The sequence below is a fragment of the Pseudomonas izuensis genome (assembly GCF_009861505.1).
GTDB classification, from domain to species: domain Bacteria; phylum Pseudomonadota; class Gammaproteobacteria; order Pseudomonadales; family Pseudomonadaceae; genus Aquipseudomonas; species Aquipseudomonas izuensis.
Genome location: NZ_WTFT01000012.1, coordinates 33,722 through 53,230 on the forward strand (window position 1 = coordinate 33,722; position 19,509 = coordinate 53,230).

The 19,509-nt window shown below is 60.1% G+C and carries 17 protein-coding genes; 12 read left to right on the top strand and 5 right to left on the bottom strand.

From position 1 onward, the window contains the following. Positions 1-21 precede the first annotated feature (21 nt). The 4 genes from GPL81_RS12275 to GPL81_RS12290 form a co-directional block, all read right to left on the bottom strand. On the bottom strand, positions 22-738 hold the full coding sequence (locus GPL81_RS12275) for a response regulator (protein WP_160106920.1): 717 nt from the start codon (positions 736-738) through the stop codon (positions 22-24). A gap of 92 nt (positions 739-830) precedes the next feature. Continuing rightward, positions 831-1,478 (bottom strand): TetR family transcriptional regulator C-terminal domain-containing protein, encoded by a 648-nt coding sequence (locus tag GPL81_RS12280; RefSeq protein WP_160106921.1) that lies wholly within the window; start codon positions 1,476-1,478, stop codon positions 831-833. Between the two features lie 228 nt (positions 1,479-1,706). Continuing rightward, positions 1,707-2,492, bottom strand: coding sequence for a class II aldolase/adducin family protein (locus tag GPL81_RS12285; protein WP_160106922.1), 786 nt, complete (start codon positions 2,490-2,492; stop codon positions 1,707-1,709). Positions 2,493-2,567: 75 nt separating this feature from the next. Further along, positions 2,568-3,617, bottom strand: coding sequence for an ABC transporter substrate-binding protein (locus tag GPL81_RS12290; protein WP_160106923.1), 1,050 nt, complete (start codon positions 3,615-3,617; stop codon positions 2,568-2,570). 316 nt (positions 3,618-3,933) lie between these two features. Between GPL81_RS12290 and GPL81_RS12295 the strand changes: the two genes are divergently transcribed. Together GPL81_RS12295 and GPL81_RS12300 are read left to right on the top strand one after the other, a co-directional pair. Continuing rightward, complete coding sequence (locus GPL81_RS12295; protein WP_160106924.1) at positions 3,934-5,889, top strand: oxidoreductase; 1,956 nt, start codon at positions 3,934-3,936, stop codon at positions 5,887-5,889. Between the two features lie 168 nt (positions 5,890-6,057). Then, positions 6,058-6,654 carry a cupin domain-containing protein gene (locus tag GPL81_RS12300; RefSeq protein WP_160106925.1) on the top strand — a complete coding sequence of 199 codons (597 nt, stop codon included), beginning with the start codon at positions 6,058-6,060 and terminating at the stop codon, positions 6,652-6,654. On the opposite strand, the gene GPL81_RS12305 is transcribed toward GPL81_RS12300, so the two are convergent. Next, positions 6,651-7,580 carry a helix-turn-helix domain-containing protein gene (locus tag GPL81_RS12305; protein WP_160106926.1) on the bottom strand — a complete coding sequence of 310 codons (930 nt, stop codon included), beginning with the start codon at positions 7,578-7,580 and terminating at the stop codon, positions 6,651-6,653. The genes GPL81_RS12300 and GPL81_RS12305 overlap by 4 nt on opposite strands. Positions 7,581-7,742: 162 nt before the next feature. Between GPL81_RS12305 and GPL81_RS12310 the strand changes: the two genes are divergently transcribed. The 10 genes from GPL81_RS12310 (at position 7,743) to GPL81_RS12355 (ending at position 19,509) form a co-directional block, all read left to right on the top strand. Beyond that, positions 7,743-9,101, top strand: a complete 1,359-nt coding sequence (locus GPL81_RS12310) for a glutamine synthetase family protein (protein WP_096511654.1) — start codon at positions 7,743-7,745, stop codon at positions 9,099-9,101. 200 nt (positions 9,102-9,301) lie between these two features. After that, the gene (locus GPL81_RS12315) at positions 9,302-10,390 is read left to right on the top strand and encodes a polyamine ABC transporter substrate-binding protein (protein ID WP_160106927.1); all 1,089 of its coding nucleotides are present in this window, start codon (positions 9,302-9,304) and stop codon (positions 10,388-10,390) included. Next, positions 10,387-11,688, top strand: coding sequence for an NAD(P)/FAD-dependent oxidoreductase (locus tag GPL81_RS12320; RefSeq protein WP_160106928.1), 1,302 nt, complete (start codon positions 10,387-10,389; stop codon positions 11,686-11,688). Before GPL81_RS12315 ends, GPL81_RS12320 begins: the two co-directional genes overlap by 4 nt. Positions 11,689-11,913: 225 nt before the next feature. Further along, entirely contained in the window at positions 11,914-12,510 is a 597-nt protein-coding gene (locus GPL81_RS12325; RefSeq protein ID WP_160106929.1) for a paraquat-inducible protein A, read from the top strand. Beyond that, positions 12,507-13,163 (top strand): paraquat-inducible protein A, encoded by a 657-nt coding sequence (locus GPL81_RS12330; RefSeq protein WP_096511658.1) that lies wholly within the window; start codon positions 12,507-12,509, stop codon positions 13,161-13,163. The genes GPL81_RS12325 and GPL81_RS12330 overlap by 4 nt, the downstream gene beginning before the upstream one ends. Continuing rightward, the gene (locus tag GPL81_RS12335; RefSeq protein ID WP_160106930.1) at positions 13,144-14,820 is read left to right on the top strand and encodes a PqiB family protein; all 1,677 of its coding nucleotides are present in this window, start codon (positions 13,144-13,146) and stop codon (positions 14,818-14,820) included. The genes GPL81_RS12330 and GPL81_RS12335 overlap by 20 nt, the downstream gene beginning before the upstream one ends. Positions 14,821-14,837: 17 nt before the next feature. After that, positions 14,838-15,392, top strand: a complete 555-nt coding sequence (locus GPL81_RS12340; protein WP_160106931.1) for a PqiC family protein — start codon at positions 14,838-14,840, stop codon at positions 15,390-15,392. 299 nt (positions 15,393-15,691) lie between these two features. Continuing rightward, entirely contained in the window at positions 15,692-16,366 is a 675-nt protein-coding gene (gene pmrG / locus GPL81_RS12345) for a lipopolysaccharide core heptose(II)-phosphate phosphatase PmrG (protein ID WP_425502570.1), read from the top strand. 141 nt (positions 16,367-16,507) lie between these two features. Beyond that, a complete protein-coding gene (gene arnT, locus GPL81_RS12350; RefSeq protein ID WP_160106932.1) occupies positions 16,508-18,226 on the top strand; it encodes a lipid IV(A) 4-amino-4-deoxy-L-arabinosyltransferase in 1,719 nt (572 codons plus the stop codon). 269 nt (positions 18,227-18,495) lie between these two features. Continuing rightward, the gene (locus GPL81_RS12355; protein ID WP_096511663.1) at positions 18,496-19,509 is read left to right on the top strand and encodes an iron ABC transporter substrate-binding protein; all 1,014 of its coding nucleotides are present in this window, start codon (positions 18,496-18,498) and stop codon (positions 19,507-19,509) included.

Below are 19,509 nucleotides of genomic sequence, written 5' to 3' on the forward strand. Positions count from 1 at the left end.
AGAGCCGTCGCCCCACGACCATCACGCCGCCAGGCTGGCCGTGAACAGGTAACCGGCGCCGTGGATGGTGATGATCAACTGCGGTTCGGCGGGGTCGTCGTGCAGCTTGCGGCGCAAGCGGCCCACCAGCACGTCGATGGAGCGGTCGTTGGGCACCCATTCGCGGTTACGGATCTGGTCCATCAACTGATCGCGGCTCAGGGTGTGGCCGCTGTTGCGCAGGAACACGCTGAGCAGCTGGTATTCGCCGTGGGTGAGCAGGGTTTCACTGCCGGCCGGATCGATCAGGCGTCGGCGGTCGGTGTCCAGCGCCCAATCGGCGAACTGTTTGACGGGCCTGGAGACGGGCGCCACGGGTTGAGGAACCTGTGCGTGACGAACCCGGCGAATCAGGTTTTTCGCCCGGGACACCAGTTCCCGTGGATTAAGGGGCTTGATCACGTAGTCATCGGCGCCGCATTCGAGGCCGACGATGCGGTCGATTTCATCGTTGCGCCCGGTGATCAGGATGATCCCGACTTCCGAACGCACCCGCAGCTCGCGGGTCAGGGTCAGGCCGTCCTTGCCGGGCAAGCGGATATCGAGCATGACCAGGTCGACGGTCTGGCTGGCGAGGAAGGTTTCGGCCAGTTCCGCGGTGGCGGCGCAATGCACGTCGTAGCCTTCCTGGGAAAGATAGGCCTGCAACAGTTCGCGAATCAGCGGATCGTCATCGACGATCAGTACCCGAGGCGTCATTACGTGGTGTCCTGCACGGGCCCGAAGGCGTATTTCTTATTAGAGTGTTTTGTTGCGACAGCGCCAGAGAGTAGCCACTGCTGAACAGGCGATCAACAGCTACTCGTCTGTACACAGAAACGCTGGCGCCCACCAGCCTGCAAACCGTCGACCCAGGCCTCGCAAATCTGGATGCCCTGCTCCGGCGTAAAGGTGCCCGGGTTAAGTCCGGATTCCAGCCACAGGCCATCGAGCAAGGCGCTGAGACTGATCGCGGCGAGATCGGCGTCAAAGTTTTCCCAGCCCTCTTCCTGCGCCAGTTCCATCAGCACCTTGCGCAAGATGCCACGGTACTCGCCGTAGGAATGATCGTGGGCCTGGTTGATTGCCTCGGCAGTTTTCACCGCACCCCAGAACGCCAGCCAGGCATCGATCAACTGCGGATCGAGCAATTCGGCGGAGAACGAACCACGGAAAAACGCCGACAACCGCTCCCGGGCATTGGGCGCCGCCTGTTCCATGGCATCACGCAGCAGGGTCATGACCCGCCCGGTGATCGCCATGTAGGCCTCGGCCACCAGTTCGTCCTTGCCGGAATAGTGATGACTGATCAGGCCAACCGAGACACCGGCCTCGGCGGAAATCTTGCGGATCGAAGCGCCCTGGAAGCCATGGCGCTTGAGACACACCAGCGTCGCCTCGATCAGATTGGCCTTGCGCAACTCCGGTTCCATGCGGGAAAAACGGGCTTCCTGATTCATGGCGACATGCTCCTGGATTCAGTCATGAGGGCTCGTGTATTGGCTGCGAGCTGAACGACTGTACAGCAAGAGCACAGTGATTCTCCAGTCGAGACCGAGGCGTTTCCATCGCGGGCAAGCCTTGCTCCCACAGGTTTTGCATCGTCTAGATGACCGTGAAACGACTCAGTACCTGTGGGAGCAAGGCTTGCCCGCGATGGCATCAGCCCCTTCAACACAGAACCAGGATCAATCCCGATACCCCGGCGCCACCCGTTCCAGCATCCGCAACAGCGCCGCCCAGGCCAGTTGCATCGCATCCGGGTCAGCCAATTCGCCCTCTTCCAGTGGCCGTCCTGGGTCATTGAACTGGCGTTCGGTGTGCTCACACACCTCGGCCGGAGGCAGCACCAGTTCCCCGGCAGCCTGCGCCGCCAGCTGAATCTCACAGGCCTTTTCCAGGTAATACATACGCAAGAACGCCTGGCTCACCGTCTCGCCCACGGTCAGCAAACCATGGTTACGCAGCATCAACACCGGCTTGTCGCCCATGTCCTGCACCAACCGCTGCTGCTCGCTCATGTCCAGCGCCACGCCTTCGTAGTCGTGGTAAGCGACCTTGCCGTAGAACTCCATGGAAATCTGGTTCACCGGCAGCAACCCGCACTTCAATGCGGCCACGGCGCAGCCGGATTTGGTATGGGTATGCAGCACGCAGTGCGCGTCTTCGCGGGCGCCGTGTATCGCGCTGTGGATCACGAAACCCGCCGGGTTGACGGGATACGGCGATGGCTCGACGGCGTGGCCATTCAAGTCAATTTTCACCAAATTCGATGCAGTGATCTCATCGAACATCAATCCATAGGGATTGATCAGAAAATGATGTTCCGGCCCCGGCAGGCGCACTGAAATGTGGGTGAAGATCAAATCGGTCATACGAAAATGCGCAATCAGGCGATAACAGGCGGCCAGTTCTTCGCGCAGGCGCTGTTCGGTCGCGCTGCGCGCAGTCAGGTGGGTGGCGATCTCATTCATTGTTGTGGTTCTCCAGGCTGATCGGCTGGGCAAACAGTACGGCTGGACGCGCACAGGCGTCCAGCCGCTTTGTACTTACTTGCTGGCCCAGGCGTTGAAGCGTTCCTCCAGCTCTTCGCCATGGTCAACCCAGAAACCGACGTCCATCGACAACGCACCCTTGAGGTTCTGCGGCGCGGTCGGCACCCACTTGGCCAGTTTGTCGTCCAGTTGCGCGGCAGCCAGGGTGTTGGTCGGCCCGTAAGGAATCAGGTTCACATACTTGACCTGGGCATCGGGCTGATTGGTGAACGCGATGAAGCGCTTGGCCTGATCCACATGCTTGGAGCCCTTGATGATCGCCCAGTAATCCATACCGTACAGACTGCCGGGCCAGACCAGGCCAAGGTGGCTGCCTTTTTGCGCGGCGTCGGCAATGCGTCCGCTGTAGGTCGAGGTCATCACCACGTCGCCCGACATCAGCCATTGAGGAGGTTGCGCGCCCGCCTCCCACCACTGGATGTTGGGCTTGAGTTCGGTCAATTTAGCGAACGCGCGATCCACGCCTTGCGGGGTGGCGAGTACCTTGTAGACGTCTTCGGTTTTCACCCCGTCGGCCAGCAAGGCGAACTCCAGGTTGTACACCGCACGCTTGCGCAACCCGCGTTTGCCGGGGGTTTTCTTCACGTCCCAGAAATCGGCCCACGAAGTCGGGGCTTGCGCCAGTTTGTCGGTGTCGTAGGCAATCGCCACGCTCCAGACCATTGCTGCCGAACCGCATTCCTGCGCCGCTTCGGGGATCAACTGGTCAGCACGCCCCAGTCGCGTCCAGTCAAGACGCTCATACATGCCTTCTTCGCAACCGCGCATCAGGTCCGGGCCTTCGATCTGTACTACGTCCCAATCGACGTTGCCGGTGTCGACCATCACTTTGATCCTGGCCATCTCACCGTTGTATTCGGCCTGCATGACCTTGCTTTGATCCAGCGTGGCGAAAGGCTGAAAGAATGCCGCGTCGAGGGCTTTCTGTCCGGCCCCGCCGTATCCGACCACCACCATGTCCGACCCTGCCTGAGCGTTGCCAAGGCCTAAGGCCATGGACAGCACCAAGGGATAAAAACCGTGCTTGAGCGTTCGCGATTTCATCAAAGGTTCCTCTTGCAGGTGCCGCCCGGACTGACACCGGAATGGCCCTTTTTATTGTTGTGAGGTTCGGCCCGGGAACGGGCCAGGAATGAAACTACTGCAAGCCACAGTAAAAAAACAAGTTGATTTTTTACTGAAGGTAAATTTCTATAGGCTAATAATAACAACGCCGAGAAACCTGTGACCTCTGTAGGAGCGAGCCTGCTCGCGATGGACGTTAACGATAACGCGGGCCGCCTGATTCCCCCCGGTGCCCGGACCTCCATCGCGAGCAGGCTCGCGCCTACAAAGGTCAGACCGCTGGAGTAGCCGCACCATGTCGACACCCGCCTTTGCACACCTGTTCGAACCCTTGCAGATCCGTGGCAAGCGCCTGAAAAACCGCATCATGTCCAGCGGTCACGACACCTCGATGCCCACCGACAACCTGGTCAACGAGCAACTGATCGCCTATCACCGGGCGCGGGCCGAGGGCGGTGTCGGGCTGATCGTGCTGCAAGTGGCCGGCGTGCATGACAGCGCGCGGTACACCTCCCACGTGCTGATGGCCACCGACGACGCCTGCATCGACGGCTACCGGAAAATCGCGCAGACCTGCCATGCCCACGGCACCGTGGTGCTGTCGCAGGTGTTCCATCCGGGGCGGGAAATCATGGAGTCCGCCGATGGCCTGCTGGCCGTGGCCTACTCCGCGTCGACGGTGCCCAACGAGCGTTTCCGGGTGATGCCGCGGGCGCTGGATCAGGCGATGATCGACGAGATCGTCGCCGGCTACGCCGCTGCCGCCCGGCGCCTGCATCAGGCCGGGATCGATGGCGTCGAGGTGGTGGCCAGTCACGGCTATTTGCCGGCGCAGTTCATCAATCCACGGGTCAATCGCCGCGCCGATGGCTACAACGGTGAACTGGAACAGCGTCTGCGCTTCCTGCGTGAAGTCATTGCCGCGATACGCGCCGGCACCGACGAAGACTTCATCATCGGCCTGCGCATTTCCGCCGACGAGCGCGACCCCGAAGGCTTGACCGAAGACGAATCCCTGGCCGCCGTGCAATCGCTGCAAGCACAGCTGGATTACGTGCACATCGTCGCCGGCACCTCGGCCTCACTCGGTGGCGCGGTGCATATCGTGCCGCCGATGGCGATTGAAGCGGCGTATCTGGCCAAGGAAGGTGGGACATTCAAGGCCAGCCTGGACATTCCGCTGTTCGTCACCGGACGCATCAACCAGCCCCAGGAAGCCGAGCTAATGATCGCCCGTGGCCAGGCCGATGTCTGCGGCATGACCCGCGCGCTGATCTGCGACCCGCAAATGCCCAACAAGACCGACACCGGCCGCGCAGAAGACGTGCGCGCCTGCATTGCCTGCAATCAGGCGTGCATCGGGCACTTCCACAAAGGACTGCCGATTTCCTGCATCCAGCATCCGGAAACGGGCCGCGAGTTGATCTTTGCTCAGCGCAAACCGGCTGCAACACGCAAACGCATCATGATCGCCGGCGGCGGCCCTGCCGGGATGAAAGCCGCTGCGGTGGCAGCGCAACGCGGCCACGACGTGACACTGTACGAAGCCAGCTCGCAACTCGGCGGTCAGGTGTTGCTGGCGCAATTGCTGCCACGGCGTAGCGAATTCGGCGGTGCCAGCACCAACCTGCAGCGGGAAATGGAACTGGCCGGGGTACGCGTGGTGCGCAACACCCGGGTCGACCGCGCCCTGGTGGAGCAGGAAAAACCCGACATGGTGATCGTCGCCACCGGTGCCGAACCCTACTGGCCGCACTTCGAACGTGGCGGCGAGTTGCAGATGGTGGATGCCTGGCAAGTGCTGCGCGATGAGGTGCAGATCGGCCGTTCGGTGGTAGTGGTCGACTGGCGCTGCGACTGGATCGGCCCCGGCATCGCCGAGCGCCTGACCCGCGCCGGGCATCAGGTACAACTGGCCGTCAACGGCACCCATTGCGGGGAAAGCCTGCCGCTGTACGTGCGCGATCAACTCGCCGGCGAACTGCACAAACTGGGGATTCCCATCACCCCTTACGCGCGGTTGTACGGTTGCGACGACAACACCGTGTACCTGCAACACACCGCCAGCGGCGAGCCGATGCTGCTGGAAAACATCGACACGCTGGTGCTGTGCCAGGGCCATCAACCGGTGGACACCCTCGGCGACGAACTGCAAGGGCTGGTCGATTTTCGACGGATCGGCGACTGCCTGGCACCGCGCACCGCCGAAGAAGCGATTTATGAAGGCCTGAAGGTCGCGTGGGAGCTTTGAGCCTGTTTATACTCCGGGGCTTTACTAAATGCTTGAACACAAAACCCTGTAGGAGCTGGCTTGCCAGCGAAGAGTGAGTGTCAGTCAACATTCATGGCACCTGACACACCGCTTTCGCTGGCAAGCCAGCTCCTACAGGGTACGTCCCTCCCCGGTTCGGAATTGAACATGAGCAACAACAGCACCACACAGCCCGCAACCGGCGCCGCCGAACCGCACTTTCTCGGCACTCGCATTCGCGGCCTGCGCAAGCGCCGGGGCATGACCCTGGCGGAACTGGCACAGCAAAGCGAGCTGACCGCCGGCTACATCAGCCAGCTGGAGCGCAACCTCGCTTATCCATCGATCCCGGCGCTGTTCAACATCGCCCGCAGCCTCGGGGTGACCATCCAGTGGTTCTTTGCCAGCGAAGCCAACACCGCCCCTGAAGACGACGGCATTGTCGTGCGCAAGAACAGTCGCATGAGCGTGCATTACGAAGACGGCATCATCGACCAGCTGCTGACCCCGCAACCCAGTCAGCAATTGGAAATGCTCCACTCGCGCTTTCCGCCCGGCACCTACAGCCAGCAAAGCTATAGCCACGAAGGCGAAGAAGCCGGTTATCTGTTATCCGGCAGTTTCGAATTATGGGTCGGCGAGCGCTATTTCCAGCTCAACGAGGGCGACAGCTTCAGTTTCTCCAGCCAGGAACCGCACCGCTACGGCAACCCTGGCGATGTGGACGCGGTGGTGATCTGGGTGATCACTCCGCCAACGTTTTAACGCCGCCCGCGCACCGGCACAGTGACGCTCGCGCGCTTGAGGGTGTCGCTCGGCAATTCCTTGAACAGCGCGCGGTAGCTGCTGGAAAACCGCCCCAAATGCCAGAACGACCAGTGCATCGCCACCTCGGCGACGGTGGTTTGCGTCGGCGTGCAACTGAGCAATTCGCGGCGCGCACTGTTGAGGCGGCGCAGGCGTAGCCATTGGGTCGGCGCCATGCCGGTGTAGGCCTTGAACGCCTGCTGCAACTGGCGCAATGACACCCCGGCGACCTGGGACAATTCCAACAGGTTGAGGTGTTCTTCCGGGGTATCCGCCGCCCATTCCCCTACCCGCTTCATGATCGCCCGTTCCCCGGCCCGGCGCTGCAACGCACCTTGATCAAGGCAGACACACGCGTTGTCGAGGATGAACAGGCAGTCGTCCAGTAATTGCTCGGTCAGGGCTTCGCGACTCGGCGGATCGATGGTTTGCGACAGCCGTGTCAGCGTGCCGCTGAGCCAGCGGCTGAACAATGCGTTCTGCTGCGAATTGAGCGGCGCCATGAACAACCCTTCCAGCCGGGCCACATCCAGTGCGTGGCGCTGGACGAACTCCGGGCCGAACACCACGGCGATTTCCTGATAGTTCTCCGGGGTGATCCAGATGTTGCGGCTTTCGCCATTGAGCACGTAGAGCGCGTTGTCGCTGCGATCGAAACAGAACGCCAGCGAGCCCTGCGGCGCGCTGAAATTCTGCTCGACCCGGGTGTTCATGGACTCTTCGTAAATCTCCACGCCCTGCAAATCCAGATAGCGCACCAAGCCTGCGAAATGACCCGGCGACATCTGTTGGTAATGCTGGACCCAGCCCGGTGTGGCGCGGATTTGCTCGGCGACATCGGCGGTGTTGAAGGCTTGGACCTGTAGTAAATGACACGCTGTCATGGAATGACCTTACGCACTCTTTTGGTGCGCTTTGTGCTGCTTAAAGTGGATAGATGGAACCGCAAGGCTCGCCCAAGATAGTCGTCAACGCGCTACAGGGGAAGTGCTCGGCGGATGAAACCGGCGGCTCCTGGCGTTAATAAAACCAATAACGAGGTCTTTATGAATGTCCCTTTCGATCAGCTGTTCACGTGGCTGAAAGATCACAAGATTACCGAAGTCGAGTGCGTCGTCAGCGACCTGACCGGCATTGCACGCGGCAAAATCGCACCCACCAACAAGTTCCTGCATGAGCGAGGCATGCGTCTGCCGGAAAGTGTGTTGTTGCAAACGGTAACCGGGGACTTTGTCGACGACGACATCTACTACGACCTGCTCGACCCCGCCGATATCGACATGGTCTGCAAGCCCGACGCCGATGCGGTGTATGTGGTGCCATGGGCCATCGAGCCAACCGCCATCGTGATTCACGACACCTTCGACAAGTTCGGCAACCCCATCGAACTGTCGCCGCGCAACGTGCTGAAAAAAGTCCTGCAGCTGTACACCGACAAGGGCTGGAAGCCCATTGTTGCCCCGGAAATGGAGTTCTACCTGACCCAGCGTTGCGAAGACCCGGACTTGCCACTCAAGGCGCCGTTGGGCCGTTCGGGCCGCGCGGAAAGTGGTCGTCAATCCTTCTCCATCGACGCCGCCAACGAGTTCGACCCGCTGTTCGAAGACGTCTACGACTGGTGCGAACTGCAAGGCCTGGACCTCGATACGCTGATCCACGAAGACGGCCCGGCGCAGATGGAAATCAACTTCCGTCACGGCGACGCGCTGGACCTGGCCGACCAGATCACCGTGTTCAAGCGCACCTTGCGTGAAGCCGCGCTCAAGCACAACGTCACGGCGACCTTCATGGCCAAGCCGATTGGCGACGAGCCCGGCAGTGCCATGCACATTCACCAGAGCGTGGTGGACATCGCCACCGGCAGGCCGATCTTTGCCGATGCCGACGGGCAGATGAGCGACCTGTTCCGCCAACACATCGGCGGCCTGCAAAAGTACATCCCCAAAGTGCTGCCGATGTTCGCACCCAACGTCAACTCGTTCCGCCGCTTCCTGCCGGATACCTCGGCCCCGGTCAACGTTGAATGGGGCGAAGAAAACCGCACCGTCGGCCTGCGCGTGCCGACCTCCAGCCCTGAGGCGATGCGCGTGGAAAACCGTTTGCCGGGGGCCGACGCCAACCCGTACCTGGCCATCGCCGCCAGCCTGTTGTGCGGCTACATCGGCATGGTCGAAGGCATCGAGCCGAGCGCCGCGGTCCAGGGCCGCGCCTATGAACGCCGCAACCTGCGCCTGCCGATCACCATCGAAGACGCCCTGACGCAAATGGAAGAGTGCGACGCCATCGGCCGTTACCTGGGCAGCAAGTTCGTGCGCGGCTACGTCGCGGTCAAACGCGCCGAGCACGAGAACTTCAAGCGGGTGATCAGTTCCTGGGAGCGTGAGTTCCTGTTGCTGAGCGTCTGATAAATCTCGCTCCCTGGCATCACACATCCCCCTGTGGGAGCGGCGGTGCGACGATTCGACTTGCCCGCGATGAGGCCGGCACATTCAACATCTCGGTTGACTGACACGCCGCCATCGCGGGCAAGTCGAATCGTCGCACCGCCGCTCCCACAGGGGCAAGCGAACACCAAAAAATCTCAAAAATTCCAAGAGGTGTCGATATGCGTCTATTGAAATCCATGGTCCCGCTCGCACTGGCGGCCCTGTGCAGCGCCGTGGCCCAGGCCCAGCCACAGGTCAGCGTCTACAACTGGACCGACTACATCGGCGAGACCACCCTCGCCGACTTCCAGGCCAAATCCGGGATCAAGGTGATCTACGACGTCTTCGATTCCAACGAAACCCTGGAAGGCAAATTGCTAGCCGGGCGCACCGGGTATGACGTGGTGGTGCCGTCCAACCACTTCCTGGCGCGGCAGGTAAAGGCCGGCGCTTTCCTCAAGCTGGACCGCGCCGAACTGCCGAATTTCAAGAACCTCGATCCGAAACTGCTGGCCCTGCTAGAGAAGAACGATCCGGGCAATGAGCATTCCGTGCCGTACCTGTGGGGTACCAACGGCATCGGCTACAACGTCGATAAGGTCAAGCAAGTGCTGGGCATCGACCATATCGACTCCTGGGCCGTGCTGTTCGAACCGGAAAACATCAAGAAGCTCAGCCAGTGCGGCGTGTCGATCATGGACTCGGCGGATGAGGTGTTCCCGGCGGTACTCAACTACATGGGCATGGACCCGCGCAGTGAAAACCCCGAAGACTTCAAAAAGGCCGAAGCCAAGCTGCTGAGCATTCGCCCGTATGTCACCTACTTCCACTCCTCCAAGTACGTTTCGGACCTGGCCAACGGCGACATCTGCGTCGCGTTCGGTTACTCGGGCGATGTGTTCCAGGCCGCCAACCGCGCGAAAGAAGCCAAAAACAATGTGAACATTGCCTACGCCATCCCCAAGGAAGGCAGCAACCTGTGGTTCGACCTGCTGGCCATTCCCGCCGATGCCAGCAACCCGAAAGAAGCCCACGCCTTCGTCAATTACCTGCTCGACCCGCAGGTGATTGCCAAAGTCAGCGCCTCGGTGGGCTACGCCAACCCGAACCCGGCCGCCAAGCAGTACATGGACGCCGAACTGGTCAACAACCCTGAGGTTTACCCCTCCCAGGCAGTCCTCGACAAGCTCTACATCTCGACCACGCCGCCGCAGTCGATCATGCGCCTGATGACCCGTTCCTGGAGCAAAGTGAAGTCCAACCAATGAACCAGTACACCCAGGAACATACGCACTCTTACTACGCCGCCTCGGCCCACGGCTTGGCGCCTTTCCCCACGCTGGACGCAGACCTGATGGCCGATGTCTGCGTGATTGGCGGCGGTTTCACCGGCGTCAACACCGCCATCGAACTGGCCCAGCGCGGGCTCTCGGTGATCTTGCTGGAGGCCCGGCGCATCGGCTGGGGGGCCAGCGGGCGCAACGGCGGGCAATTGATTCGCGGGATCGGCCATGATGTCAGCGGTTTCGCCCGATACGTGGGCGCCGAAGGCGTGCGATATATGGAGCGCGCGGGCGTCGAATCGGTGGAACTGGTGGGCCGGCGAGTCCGTGAGCACGGTATCGATTGCGACTTGCGCTGGGGCTTCTGCGAACTGGCCAATACCCCGGCGCATTTCGCCGGGCTGAAGGCCGAACACGCAGAGTTGCTCGAGTCGGGCTATGCCCATGAAACCCGTCTGGTCGAACCCGGACAGATCCCTCAGCAGGTCGTGAACTCCGACCTGTATGCCGGCGGCTTGATTGACATGGGCTCGGGTCACTTGCATCCCTTGAACCTGGTGCTCGGCGAAGCACGGCTGGCGCAGTCCCTTGGCGTGCGGATTTTCGAGCAAAGCCCCGTCCTGGAATTGATCCATGGCAGCACGGTGCAGGTGCGCTGCGCCACTGGCACGGTCCGCGCCGGCAGCCTGGTGCTGGGCTGCAATGCGCATCTGGAAGAACTCGAACCGAAACTCAGCGGCAAGGTACTGCCCGCGGGCAGCTACATCATCGCCACCGAACCCTTGTCGGCGGAACAGGCGGCGCAGTTGATCCCGCACAACCTGGCGCTGTGCGACCAGAAAGTCGGCCTGGATTACTACCGGCTCTCGGCGGACCGGCGCTTGCTGTTCGGCGGTGCCTGCCACTATTCCGGGCGTGACCCACGGGATATCACGGCCTACATGCGCCCGCAGATGCTCAAGGTCTTCCCGCAACTGGCGAATGTGCGCATCGACTATCAATGGGGCGGCAAGATCGGCATCACCGCCAATCGTTTCCCCCAGGTCGGGCGCTTGAGCCAGCATCCCAATGTGTTCTACGCACAGGGCTATTCCGGTCATGGCCTGAACGTCACGCACTGGTGCGCAAAATTGCTGGGCGAAGCGATCTACGCCGGACACAGCCAGGGCTTCGACGTGTTCAGCGCCGTGCCGCACATGACCTTCCCCGGCGGCCGCGCCCTGCGCTCGCCCCTGCTGGCCTTGGGCATGCTCTGGTACCGCATGCGCGAAGTACTCGGCTGACATCCACAAATGGTTTCTCCTGTGGGAGCGAGCCTGCTCGCGAAGACGGGCTGACATCCAGCAACTCTGTTGCCTGACACACCGCATTCGCGAGCAGGCTCGCTCCCACAGGGTTTTGCGCTACATGTAAGGTCCCTCGTTCAGCCTTTCGATTTGCTCAATCGCAAGTCACTTCTATATTGAGGGGGTGCTCATCAATTCCTGCCTTCTGTCGAGCCTGGCCCAATGGCGACGAGTGACCCACTGATCATCTGCGAGCACTGTGACTGCGTGTACCAGAAAACCACGCTCGCCAAACATCAGAAGACCTTTTGCATCCGCTGCGGCGGCGTGCTTCAGCGCTATAACGGTCTGACGGTGGAGCAGCGGCTGGCATTGACCTTCACCGCCCTGATGCTGTGGATCTTCGCCAATTTTTATCCGGTCATGAGCATCAGCCTCAAAGGCCTGAAAAACAGTGCGACGCTATGGGATTCAGTGCTGGCCCTGAGTCTGGGGCCCATCACGTTCATCGCGATGGTGGCGGCGATCGCCATGATCATCGCGCCGATTTTCCAGCTGGTGCTGCTGATCTGGGTCCTGTGCTTCGCCCTCACCCATCGGCGCTCGCCGGGTTTCAGGTTCTGCATGCGCTGGCTGGAAACCCTCAGGCCCTGGAGCATGCTGGAAGTCTGTCTGCTGGGGGCGATGGTCGCCGTGATAAAACTCGCCGGGTTACTGGATGTGTTGCCCGGCATCGGCCTGTTCGCCCTGGCCATTCTCAGCCTGATGATGATCCGTGTCGCCGGTCGCGACATTCGTGATCTGTGGGACATCCCATGACTACGCCCCCGGTCGCCAGCGATCTCAACCTGTGCCTGTGCCACACCTGCGGGATGGCCTGTGACATGACCCATGAGCCTCACGAATGCGAGCGCTGCGGCGCCCCGCTGCACCGGCGCAAGACCAACTCGCTGACCCGGACCTGGGCCTACATGCTCGCGGCTCTGGTGTTTTACATTCCGGCCAATCTGCTGCCGGTGATGAACACCAAAATGGTCGGCAATGGCGCCGACAGCACGATCATGAGCGGTGTGCTGGAGTTCTGGCAGCACGGCGCCTGGGACATTGCCCTGATCATTTTCATCGCCAGCATCGCAGTGCCGGGCATCAAGTTCGTGGCGATCACGCTGCTACTGGTCACCGTGCAACGCGACAGTCTGTGGGCGCGCCAGGAGCGATCCAAGCTCTACCGTTTTGTCGAGGTCATCGGTTACTGGTCGATGCTCGACGTGATCGTGGTCGCCCTGGTGGCCTCGTTGGTGAAATTTCAAGCCCTGGCCGATATCGAGCCGCGTCCGGGCATTCTGTTCTTTGGCCTGGTGGTGGTGTTCACCATGTTGTCGGCGATGAGTTTCGACCCGCGCCTGATCTGGGATGCCACGGGCGAACATCCACACATTGAGGAGGTCAAGGATGAAGCAACAAGCCACTGACGGGCCGCAAGCCCCGGGTCAGGCGCCCATCAAGACCCGCCGTTTCAGCGTGTCGCTGGTGTGGATCGTGCCGATCGTCGCGGTACTGGTGGGGATTTCCCTGGTGGTTCACAGCATGCTGCAAGAAGGGCCGACCATCACCGTTACGTTCAAGACCGGCGACGGCCTGACGGCGAACAAGACCGAGGTCAAGTACCGCAGTGTGGTCATCGGCACCGTCACGGACGTGGAACTGAGCAATGACCAGAAGAGTGTCAACGCCACCATCAAATTGTCCAAACAGGCCGAAAGTTTTACCAGCAAGGACTCGAAATACTGGGTGGTGCGGCCGCGCATCGGTGCCGGTGGCGTGTCGGGTATCGATACCCTGCTGTCCGGGGATTACATCGGTGCCGACATCGGTCAGGACAATGCCCGTGCAAAGAACTTCAAGGGCCTTGAGAACCCGCCACCGATTACCTACGGCGAACCGGGCAAACGTTTCACCCTGCATACCCAGGACCTGGGATCGCTGGATATCGGCTCGCCGGTTTATTACCGCAAGATTCCGGTGGGTCAGGTCGTGGCCTACGCTCTGGACCCTGACGGCAAAGGGGTGAACATCGATTTATTCATTCATTCGCCCAACGACGCCTACGTCACCGAGAACACCCGTTTCTGGAATGCCAGCGGTATCGACGTGAACGTCGGTGCCAACGGTTTTGCGGTCAAGACCGAGTCCCTGTCTGCGATACTGGTGGGCGGCATCGCCTTTCGCGCGCCGGAGTACAGCCCCAACGACAAGCCGGCCCCGGAAGAGTATGCCTACGAGCTGTTCGACGACCAGCAAAGCGCTCTCGCCCCGCCCAATGGCAAGCCGCAATACCTGGCCTTGCGTTTCGATCAGGCGTTGCGCGGGCTCAAGGTCGATGCACCGGTGGAGTTCCTCGGCGTGGAAATCGGCAAAGTGGTGGCGGTCAACCTGGACTTCGATGCGAAAAAACGCAGTTTCCCGGTCAACGTCGGCATTGTGATTTACCCGCAGCGCCTGGGACTGGCCCACACCAAAATGCTCAAGGAGTTGAATCATGACCCCAACGATGAAGCCGCGGCCGTACGGCTGATCGGTTCCTTCATCGATAACGGCCTGCGGGGTCAGGCCCGCACCGGCAACCTGCTCACAGGCCAGCTGTATATCTCCCTGGACTTCTATCCAAAGGCGGAAAAAGTGGCTTTCGATCCCAACGCCCGCCCGATCAGCATTCCGACGGTGCCTGGCAGCCTCGAACAGTTGCAGGAAAAACTCGAAGCCATGGTCACCAAGATCAATCAGCTGCCCATCGAGCGAATTGCCGGCAACCTGGACAGCAACCTCGTGGAATTGCGCAAAAGCCTGGGGCACTTCAATGCCAAGACGCTGCCCGGCGTGCAAAACACCCTGGTGGACGTCAGCAAGACCCTTCAGTCGGCCAATACGACGCTTCAATCGGCCAACTCGACCCTGGCCGACGATTCGCCACAACGGGAAAAACTGGGCCAGACCCTGGACGAGTTGGGGCGCACATCGCGTTCCCTGCGTGACCTCGCGGACTACCTGGGACGGCATCCGGAATCGCTGATTCGCGGCCGCCCCGAAAATGCCGCGCCCATCGACCTTCAAGGGCCACCCAGCAAATGAGCACAGGAGCATCACCCATGGCTTTTCCGCTGAAGGTTACGTTGTTCGCTGCGCTGGCATTGCTCGCCGCTTGTCGCAGCGACCCGATTCAGTTCCACACCCTGACCCCGGCCCAGTTGAGCAACCATTCCAGGACCGCGGCGGATATACAGGTCGAAAGCCTGGTGGTCCCGCCTCAGGTCGATCGTCCGCAGATTGTTGTACGCCAGGGCAATAGCGGCATGTCCATCCTCGAAACCCATTGGTGGGGGGCAAGCCTGGTGGATGAATTGCGCAGCGCCTTGACCGATCAAATGGTGAACAACAATCCAGGGCGCAAAGTGTCGGTGCGACTGGAGGTGCAACGGTTCGATTCGATTCCTGGACAATACGGCCTGATCGACGTGAAATGGCGCCTGCGGGGCGCCAATGGAGACGACAACGCCCTGCTCAGTTGCCGCAGCACCTTGCAAACGCCTTCCGGGACGTCCATCGACGAGTTGGTGGCGGCCCAGCAAAACAATGTCAAACGCCTGGCTGCGCTCATCAGTCAGGCCGCGTCCCGAACTCAATCGGGATGTCCTCAGGACTGATCACGGTCTGTTTTACTGGCCCGACGGCGACTCGATCGCCGTTGGCCGGAACCTCACCCGCCGCCTTTGTTTTTACTTGCCTTGCTGGTCAAAAGTAAAAGGGAAAGATTACCAATAACCAACTAAGTAACCCCTGAAAAGCCCATTGCATTTTTTTCACATTCCTTTCACCCCGCCAACATCTGCGCAGCTTTAGTGTGCCCTGCACATGATCTGACTAGTTGCTTTCCAAGTTCTCGTTTCGTCCTGGATTCGACTGCTTGACACAACTTCTTATTGCGCTTCGGCAGGTGGAAAACTTGATCAACTCCTCAATGCGCAAATCGCCGTCGGGCCTGGGCAAAACACCGCGACTATTTAGGGTATTGCTCGCGAGCGTCGGCGCCCTGATGGTCATCGCACTGGTGACCGGGTTTGTCTGGTCGCAACGATCGCCGATCAGCCTGGCTAACGCGGACCCGGAAGTCCGGGCTCAATGGCTGCAAAGCTGGGAAGCCGGCGAGGTCGTGGTTCTGGTTCGCCATGCCGAGCGCTGCGACCGTTCCAGCAACCCTTGCCTGGGGCCTGCAGACGGTATCACCCGTGCCGGCAGTGACGCTGCAGCGGCAGTGGGCCAAGGCCTGGTGCGTCTGGGGATGACTCAGGCCGATGTCTTGAGCAGCCCGCTGACCCGTACCGCGCAAACCGCGCATTACATGTTTGGCAGCGACGCGCAGACGCAGGAATGGCTGGCCACCTGTGGCAGCACCTGGCGTAACGACATTGTGGCGCATAAGCGTGCCCATCGAAATCTGGTGCTGGTGACGCATAGCGGTTGCATCGGCGACTTCGAAGCCTTGAACGGTTTCAAAAATGCAGCGAAAAGCGAGTATGGCAGTTCGTTATTTGTGCGCATTGATAATAAAGGTCAGCTTCAAGTTCTCGGCATCATGAATGCTGAAGACTGGCGCTCGCTGCCCTTTGAAAAACGCTGAAACAATAATGAGTTCAACACTCGTTGATGAGGTACTAGTTTGTTCAGGCTGCTTCGCAGCGGCGCTGAAAGTTGCTTATCGCCCACTAAAACCGATCACACCCCCTCAATCAAACAACCTTCCCTGAGCCAAGGCTGACTCATGACTTCAAATCACCCGCTACCCGATTCCGTAGCCCAAACCCGTAGCGTTCGGCACCGGATGCCACCTTCAGAGCGCTGGACCGTATTAATCCTGATAGCGGCATTCGTGGCGTTCTATTTGTTGCCGCTGATGAGTCATGGGCTGTGGATTCCCGACGAAACCCGTTATGCCCAGATTGCCCAGGAAATGTCCCTTAGCGGTAACTGGATCTCTGCGCATTTCATGGGCCTGCGTTATTTCGAGAAGCCGATTGCCGGTTACTGGATGATTGCCATCGGTCAGGTGGTGTTTGGTGACAACCTGTTTGGGGTGCGGATCGCGTCGGCGCTGAGCACCGGGCTAAGTGTCTGGCTGGCTTATCTGATTGCCCGCCGGTTCTGGAATGATCCGCGCAAGAGTTTTGCCTGCGCGCTGCTGTACATGAGTTTCGGGCTGATTGCCGGCCAGGCCGGATACGCCAACCTCGATCCGCAATTCACCTTCTGGGTCAACCTGAGTCTGGTCTCGTTTTGGTTTGCCATCGACAGCAGCACCCCTCGCGGTCGGCTGATTGCGTGGGTAGTGTTGGGTGTGGCCTGTGGCATGGGGTTCATGACCAAGGGTTTTCTCGCCTGGCTGTTGCCGGCACTGATCGCCCTGCCCTATATGTTCTGGCAGCGTCGTGTCAAAGAGTTGTTGCGCTATGGGCCGCTGGCGGTCGTTGTCGCAACCGTGGTCTGCTTGCCCTGGGCACTGGCGATCCACCACCAGGAACCGGATTTCTGGCGCTTTTTCTTCTGGAATGAACACGTGCGCCGGTTTGCCGCCGACAATGCGCAACACGCTCGTCCATGGTGGTTCTACCTGCCGTTGCTGGTCGCCTCGAGCTTGCCCTGGGCTGCGTTGTTGCCAACGACCTTCATCCAGTCCTGGAAAAACAAGCGCCAACCTGTCTTTGGTTTCCTGTCGCTCTGGTTTGCATTGCCATTTATCGTTTTCAGCCTGAGCAGCGGCAAGTTGCCGACTTACATCATGCCGTGCCTGCTGCCCCTGTCGTTGCTGATGGGGCATGCGGTGACGGAACTGCTGAACCAGGCGCAGAGCAGGACGATTCGTATCAACGGTTGGCTCAACGTCATTATTGCCACCGGTGCGCTGGTAGCGCTGCTGTACCTGCAAACCACCAAAGAAATCTACGAAAATACCGAGATGTTCAGCCTGTCGCTGGCATTCATCGTGCTGGTCGGCTGGATTATTTCCAATGCCTTGCAGATCCTGCGTCCACTGCACTTGTGGGCAATGCCGGCCATCGGCATCGGGTTGCTGGTGGCGCTGCTGCCGGCCGCCATGCCAAGCCAGATCGTCGACAGCAAAATGCCCGACCGTTTCATCGCCGAGCATCTGGACAGCTTGAACCAGACCTCCTCACTGCTGAGCAACGATCTGGGCGCGGCCTCGGCGCTGTCCTGGCTGACAAAACGACCGCAAGTGGATCTCTATAATGTCATCGGCGAGTTGAAGTACGGCCTCTCGGATCCCGCCGTGGCAAACCGTAAGGTCACCACGGAAAACGTCGGCCAATGGATGACCGAGGCGCGTAAAAAGGGCTCGGTCGGTGTGGTGATGCGGGTCAACAGTGTCGATGAGATCCAGGAAGTGGAACGGCTGCCCATCGACGGCAAGCGTTATCAGCGCGGTAACCTGCAAATCCTGATTTTCCCGCAAACCCAACCCTGATACCGAGCACTAAAAAACCGAGAGGCCTGGCCGGTCTCTCGGTTTTTTTATGGGCGGCTTAAACAAAGGTACAAGGGTGAGCATTAACGCATCCTTGCTGGAGCGTGAAATCACACGAATTAACTGTTAATTTGACGTTTTTTTCTCATTCTGGCCTCTACATTCGCCCGCCTTAAACATGCAAATGATTCCTATTGATCTACAATAACCGACGACCTTCCCAGTCGGATCTGCTTGCTCGACACCAAAAAAACAGGAGCTGCCACAGCATGATGTCCCGTATCCCGTCCTTCCTGAAAAAAGCCCTGCTGGCTACCGCATTGGTAAGCGCTGGCCACGTGTATGCCGCCGATGGCGTCGGCATTGTGGTTTACAACGCACAGCACGAAGGCCTGACCAAGGCCTGGGTTGAAGGCTTCACTCAGGAAACCGGTATTCCGGTCACCTTGCGAAATGGCGATGACACCGAAATGGGCAACCAGATCGTGCAGGAAGGCAGCGCCTCGCCGGCCGATGTGTTCCTGACCGAAAACTCCCCGGCCATGGTGCTGGTGGACAACGCGGGTCTGTTCGCACCGGTCGACAAGACCACCCTGGAGCAGGTCGATTCCGCCTACCGTCCGGCCCACGGCAAATGGGTAGGGATCGCCGCACGTTCCACGGTGTTCGTCTACAACCCGAGCAAACTGCCGGAAGCCGAACTGCCCAAGTCGATCATGGACCTGGCCGCACCGCAGTGGAAAGGCCGTTGGGCCGCGTCCCCCGGCGGTGCCGACTTCCAGGCCATCGCCGCCGCCATGCTCGAACAGAAAGGTGAAGCTGCGACCCTCGACTGGCTCAAGGCAATGAAAACCAACTTCACCGCCTACCGCGGTAACAGCTCGGTGCTCAAGGCGGTGAATGCCGGGCAGATCGACAGCGGCGTGATCTACCACTATTACAGCCTCGTCGATCAGTCCAAGACCGGCGAGAACAGCAAGAACACTGCCCTGCACTACTTCAAGCACAAGGACCCGGGCGCGTTTGTCAGCATCTCCGGTGGAGGTGTCCTGGCGTCCAGCAAGCACAAGGAACAAGCCCAGGCGTTCCTGAAATGGATCACCGGCAAGGACGGCCAGGCCATCCTCAAGGACGGCAAATCGTTTGAATACGCCGTGGGCAAGAACGCGCAATCCAACCCTAAACTGGTGCCTTTGCAGCAACTCGACGCGCCAACTGTCGATGCGTCCAAGCTCGACAGCAAAAAAGCCGTGGAGCTGATGACCCAGGCTGGACTGCTCTAA

Coding starts and splice junctions, on each gene's coding strand:
- GPL81_RS12295 (WP_160106924.1), top strand. CDS start 3,934: ATGTCGACACCCGCCTTTGCACACCTGTTCGAACCCTTGCAGATCCGT.
- GPL81_RS12355 (WP_096511663.1), top strand. CDS start 18,496: ATGATGTCCCGTATCCCGTCCTTCCTGAAAAAAGCCCTGCTGGCTACC.
- GPL81_RS12300 (WP_160106925.1), top strand. CDS start 6,058: ATGAGCAACAACAGCACCACACAGCCCGCAACCGGCGCCGCCGAACCG.
- GPL81_RS12340 (WP_160106931.1), top strand. CDS start 14,838: ATGGCTTTTCCGCTGAAGGTTACGTTGTTCGCTGCGCTGGCATTGCTC.
- GPL81_RS12285 (WP_160106922.1), bottom strand. CDS start 2,492: ATGAATGAGATCGCCACCCACCTGACTGCGCGCAGCGCGACCGAACAG.
- GPL81_RS12315 (WP_160106927.1), top strand. CDS start 9,302: ATGCGTCTATTGAAATCCATGGTCCCGCTCGCACTGGCGGCCCTGTGC.
- GPL81_RS12275 (WP_160106920.1), bottom strand. CDS start 738: ATGACGCCTCGGGTACTGATCGTCGATGACGATCCGCTGATTCGCGAA.
- GPL81_RS12290 (WP_160106923.1), bottom strand. CDS start 3,617: ATGAAATCGCGAACGCTCAAGCACGGTTTTTATCCCTTGGTGCTGTCC.
- GPL81_RS12330 (WP_096511658.1), top strand. CDS start 12,507: ATGACTACGCCCCCGGTCGCCAGCGATCTCAACCTGTGCCTGTGCCAC.
- GPL81_RS12280 (WP_160106921.1), bottom strand. CDS start 1,478: ATGAATCAGGAAGCCCGTTTTTCCCGCATGGAACCGGAGTTGCGCAAG.
- GPL81_RS12320 (WP_160106928.1), top strand. CDS start 10,387: ATGAACCAGTACACCCAGGAACATACGCACTCTTACTACGCCGCCTCG.
- GPL81_RS12335 (WP_160106930.1), top strand. CDS start 13,144: ATGAAGCAACAAGCCACTGACGGGCCGCAAGCCCCGGGTCAGGCGCCC.
- arnT (WP_160106932.1), top strand. CDS start 16,508: ATGACTTCAAATCACCCGCTACCCGATTCCGTAGCCCAAACCCGTAGC.
- GPL81_RS12325 (WP_160106929.1), top strand. CDS start 11,914: ATGGCGACGAGTGACCCACTGATCATCTGCGAGCACTGTGACTGCGTG.
- GPL81_RS12310 (WP_096511654.1), top strand. CDS start 7,743: ATGAATGTCCCTTTCGATCAGCTGTTCACGTGGCTGAAAGATCACAAG.
- GPL81_RS12305 (WP_160106926.1), bottom strand. CDS start 7,580: ATGACAGCGTGTCATTTACTACAGGTCCAAGCCTTCAACACCGCCGAT.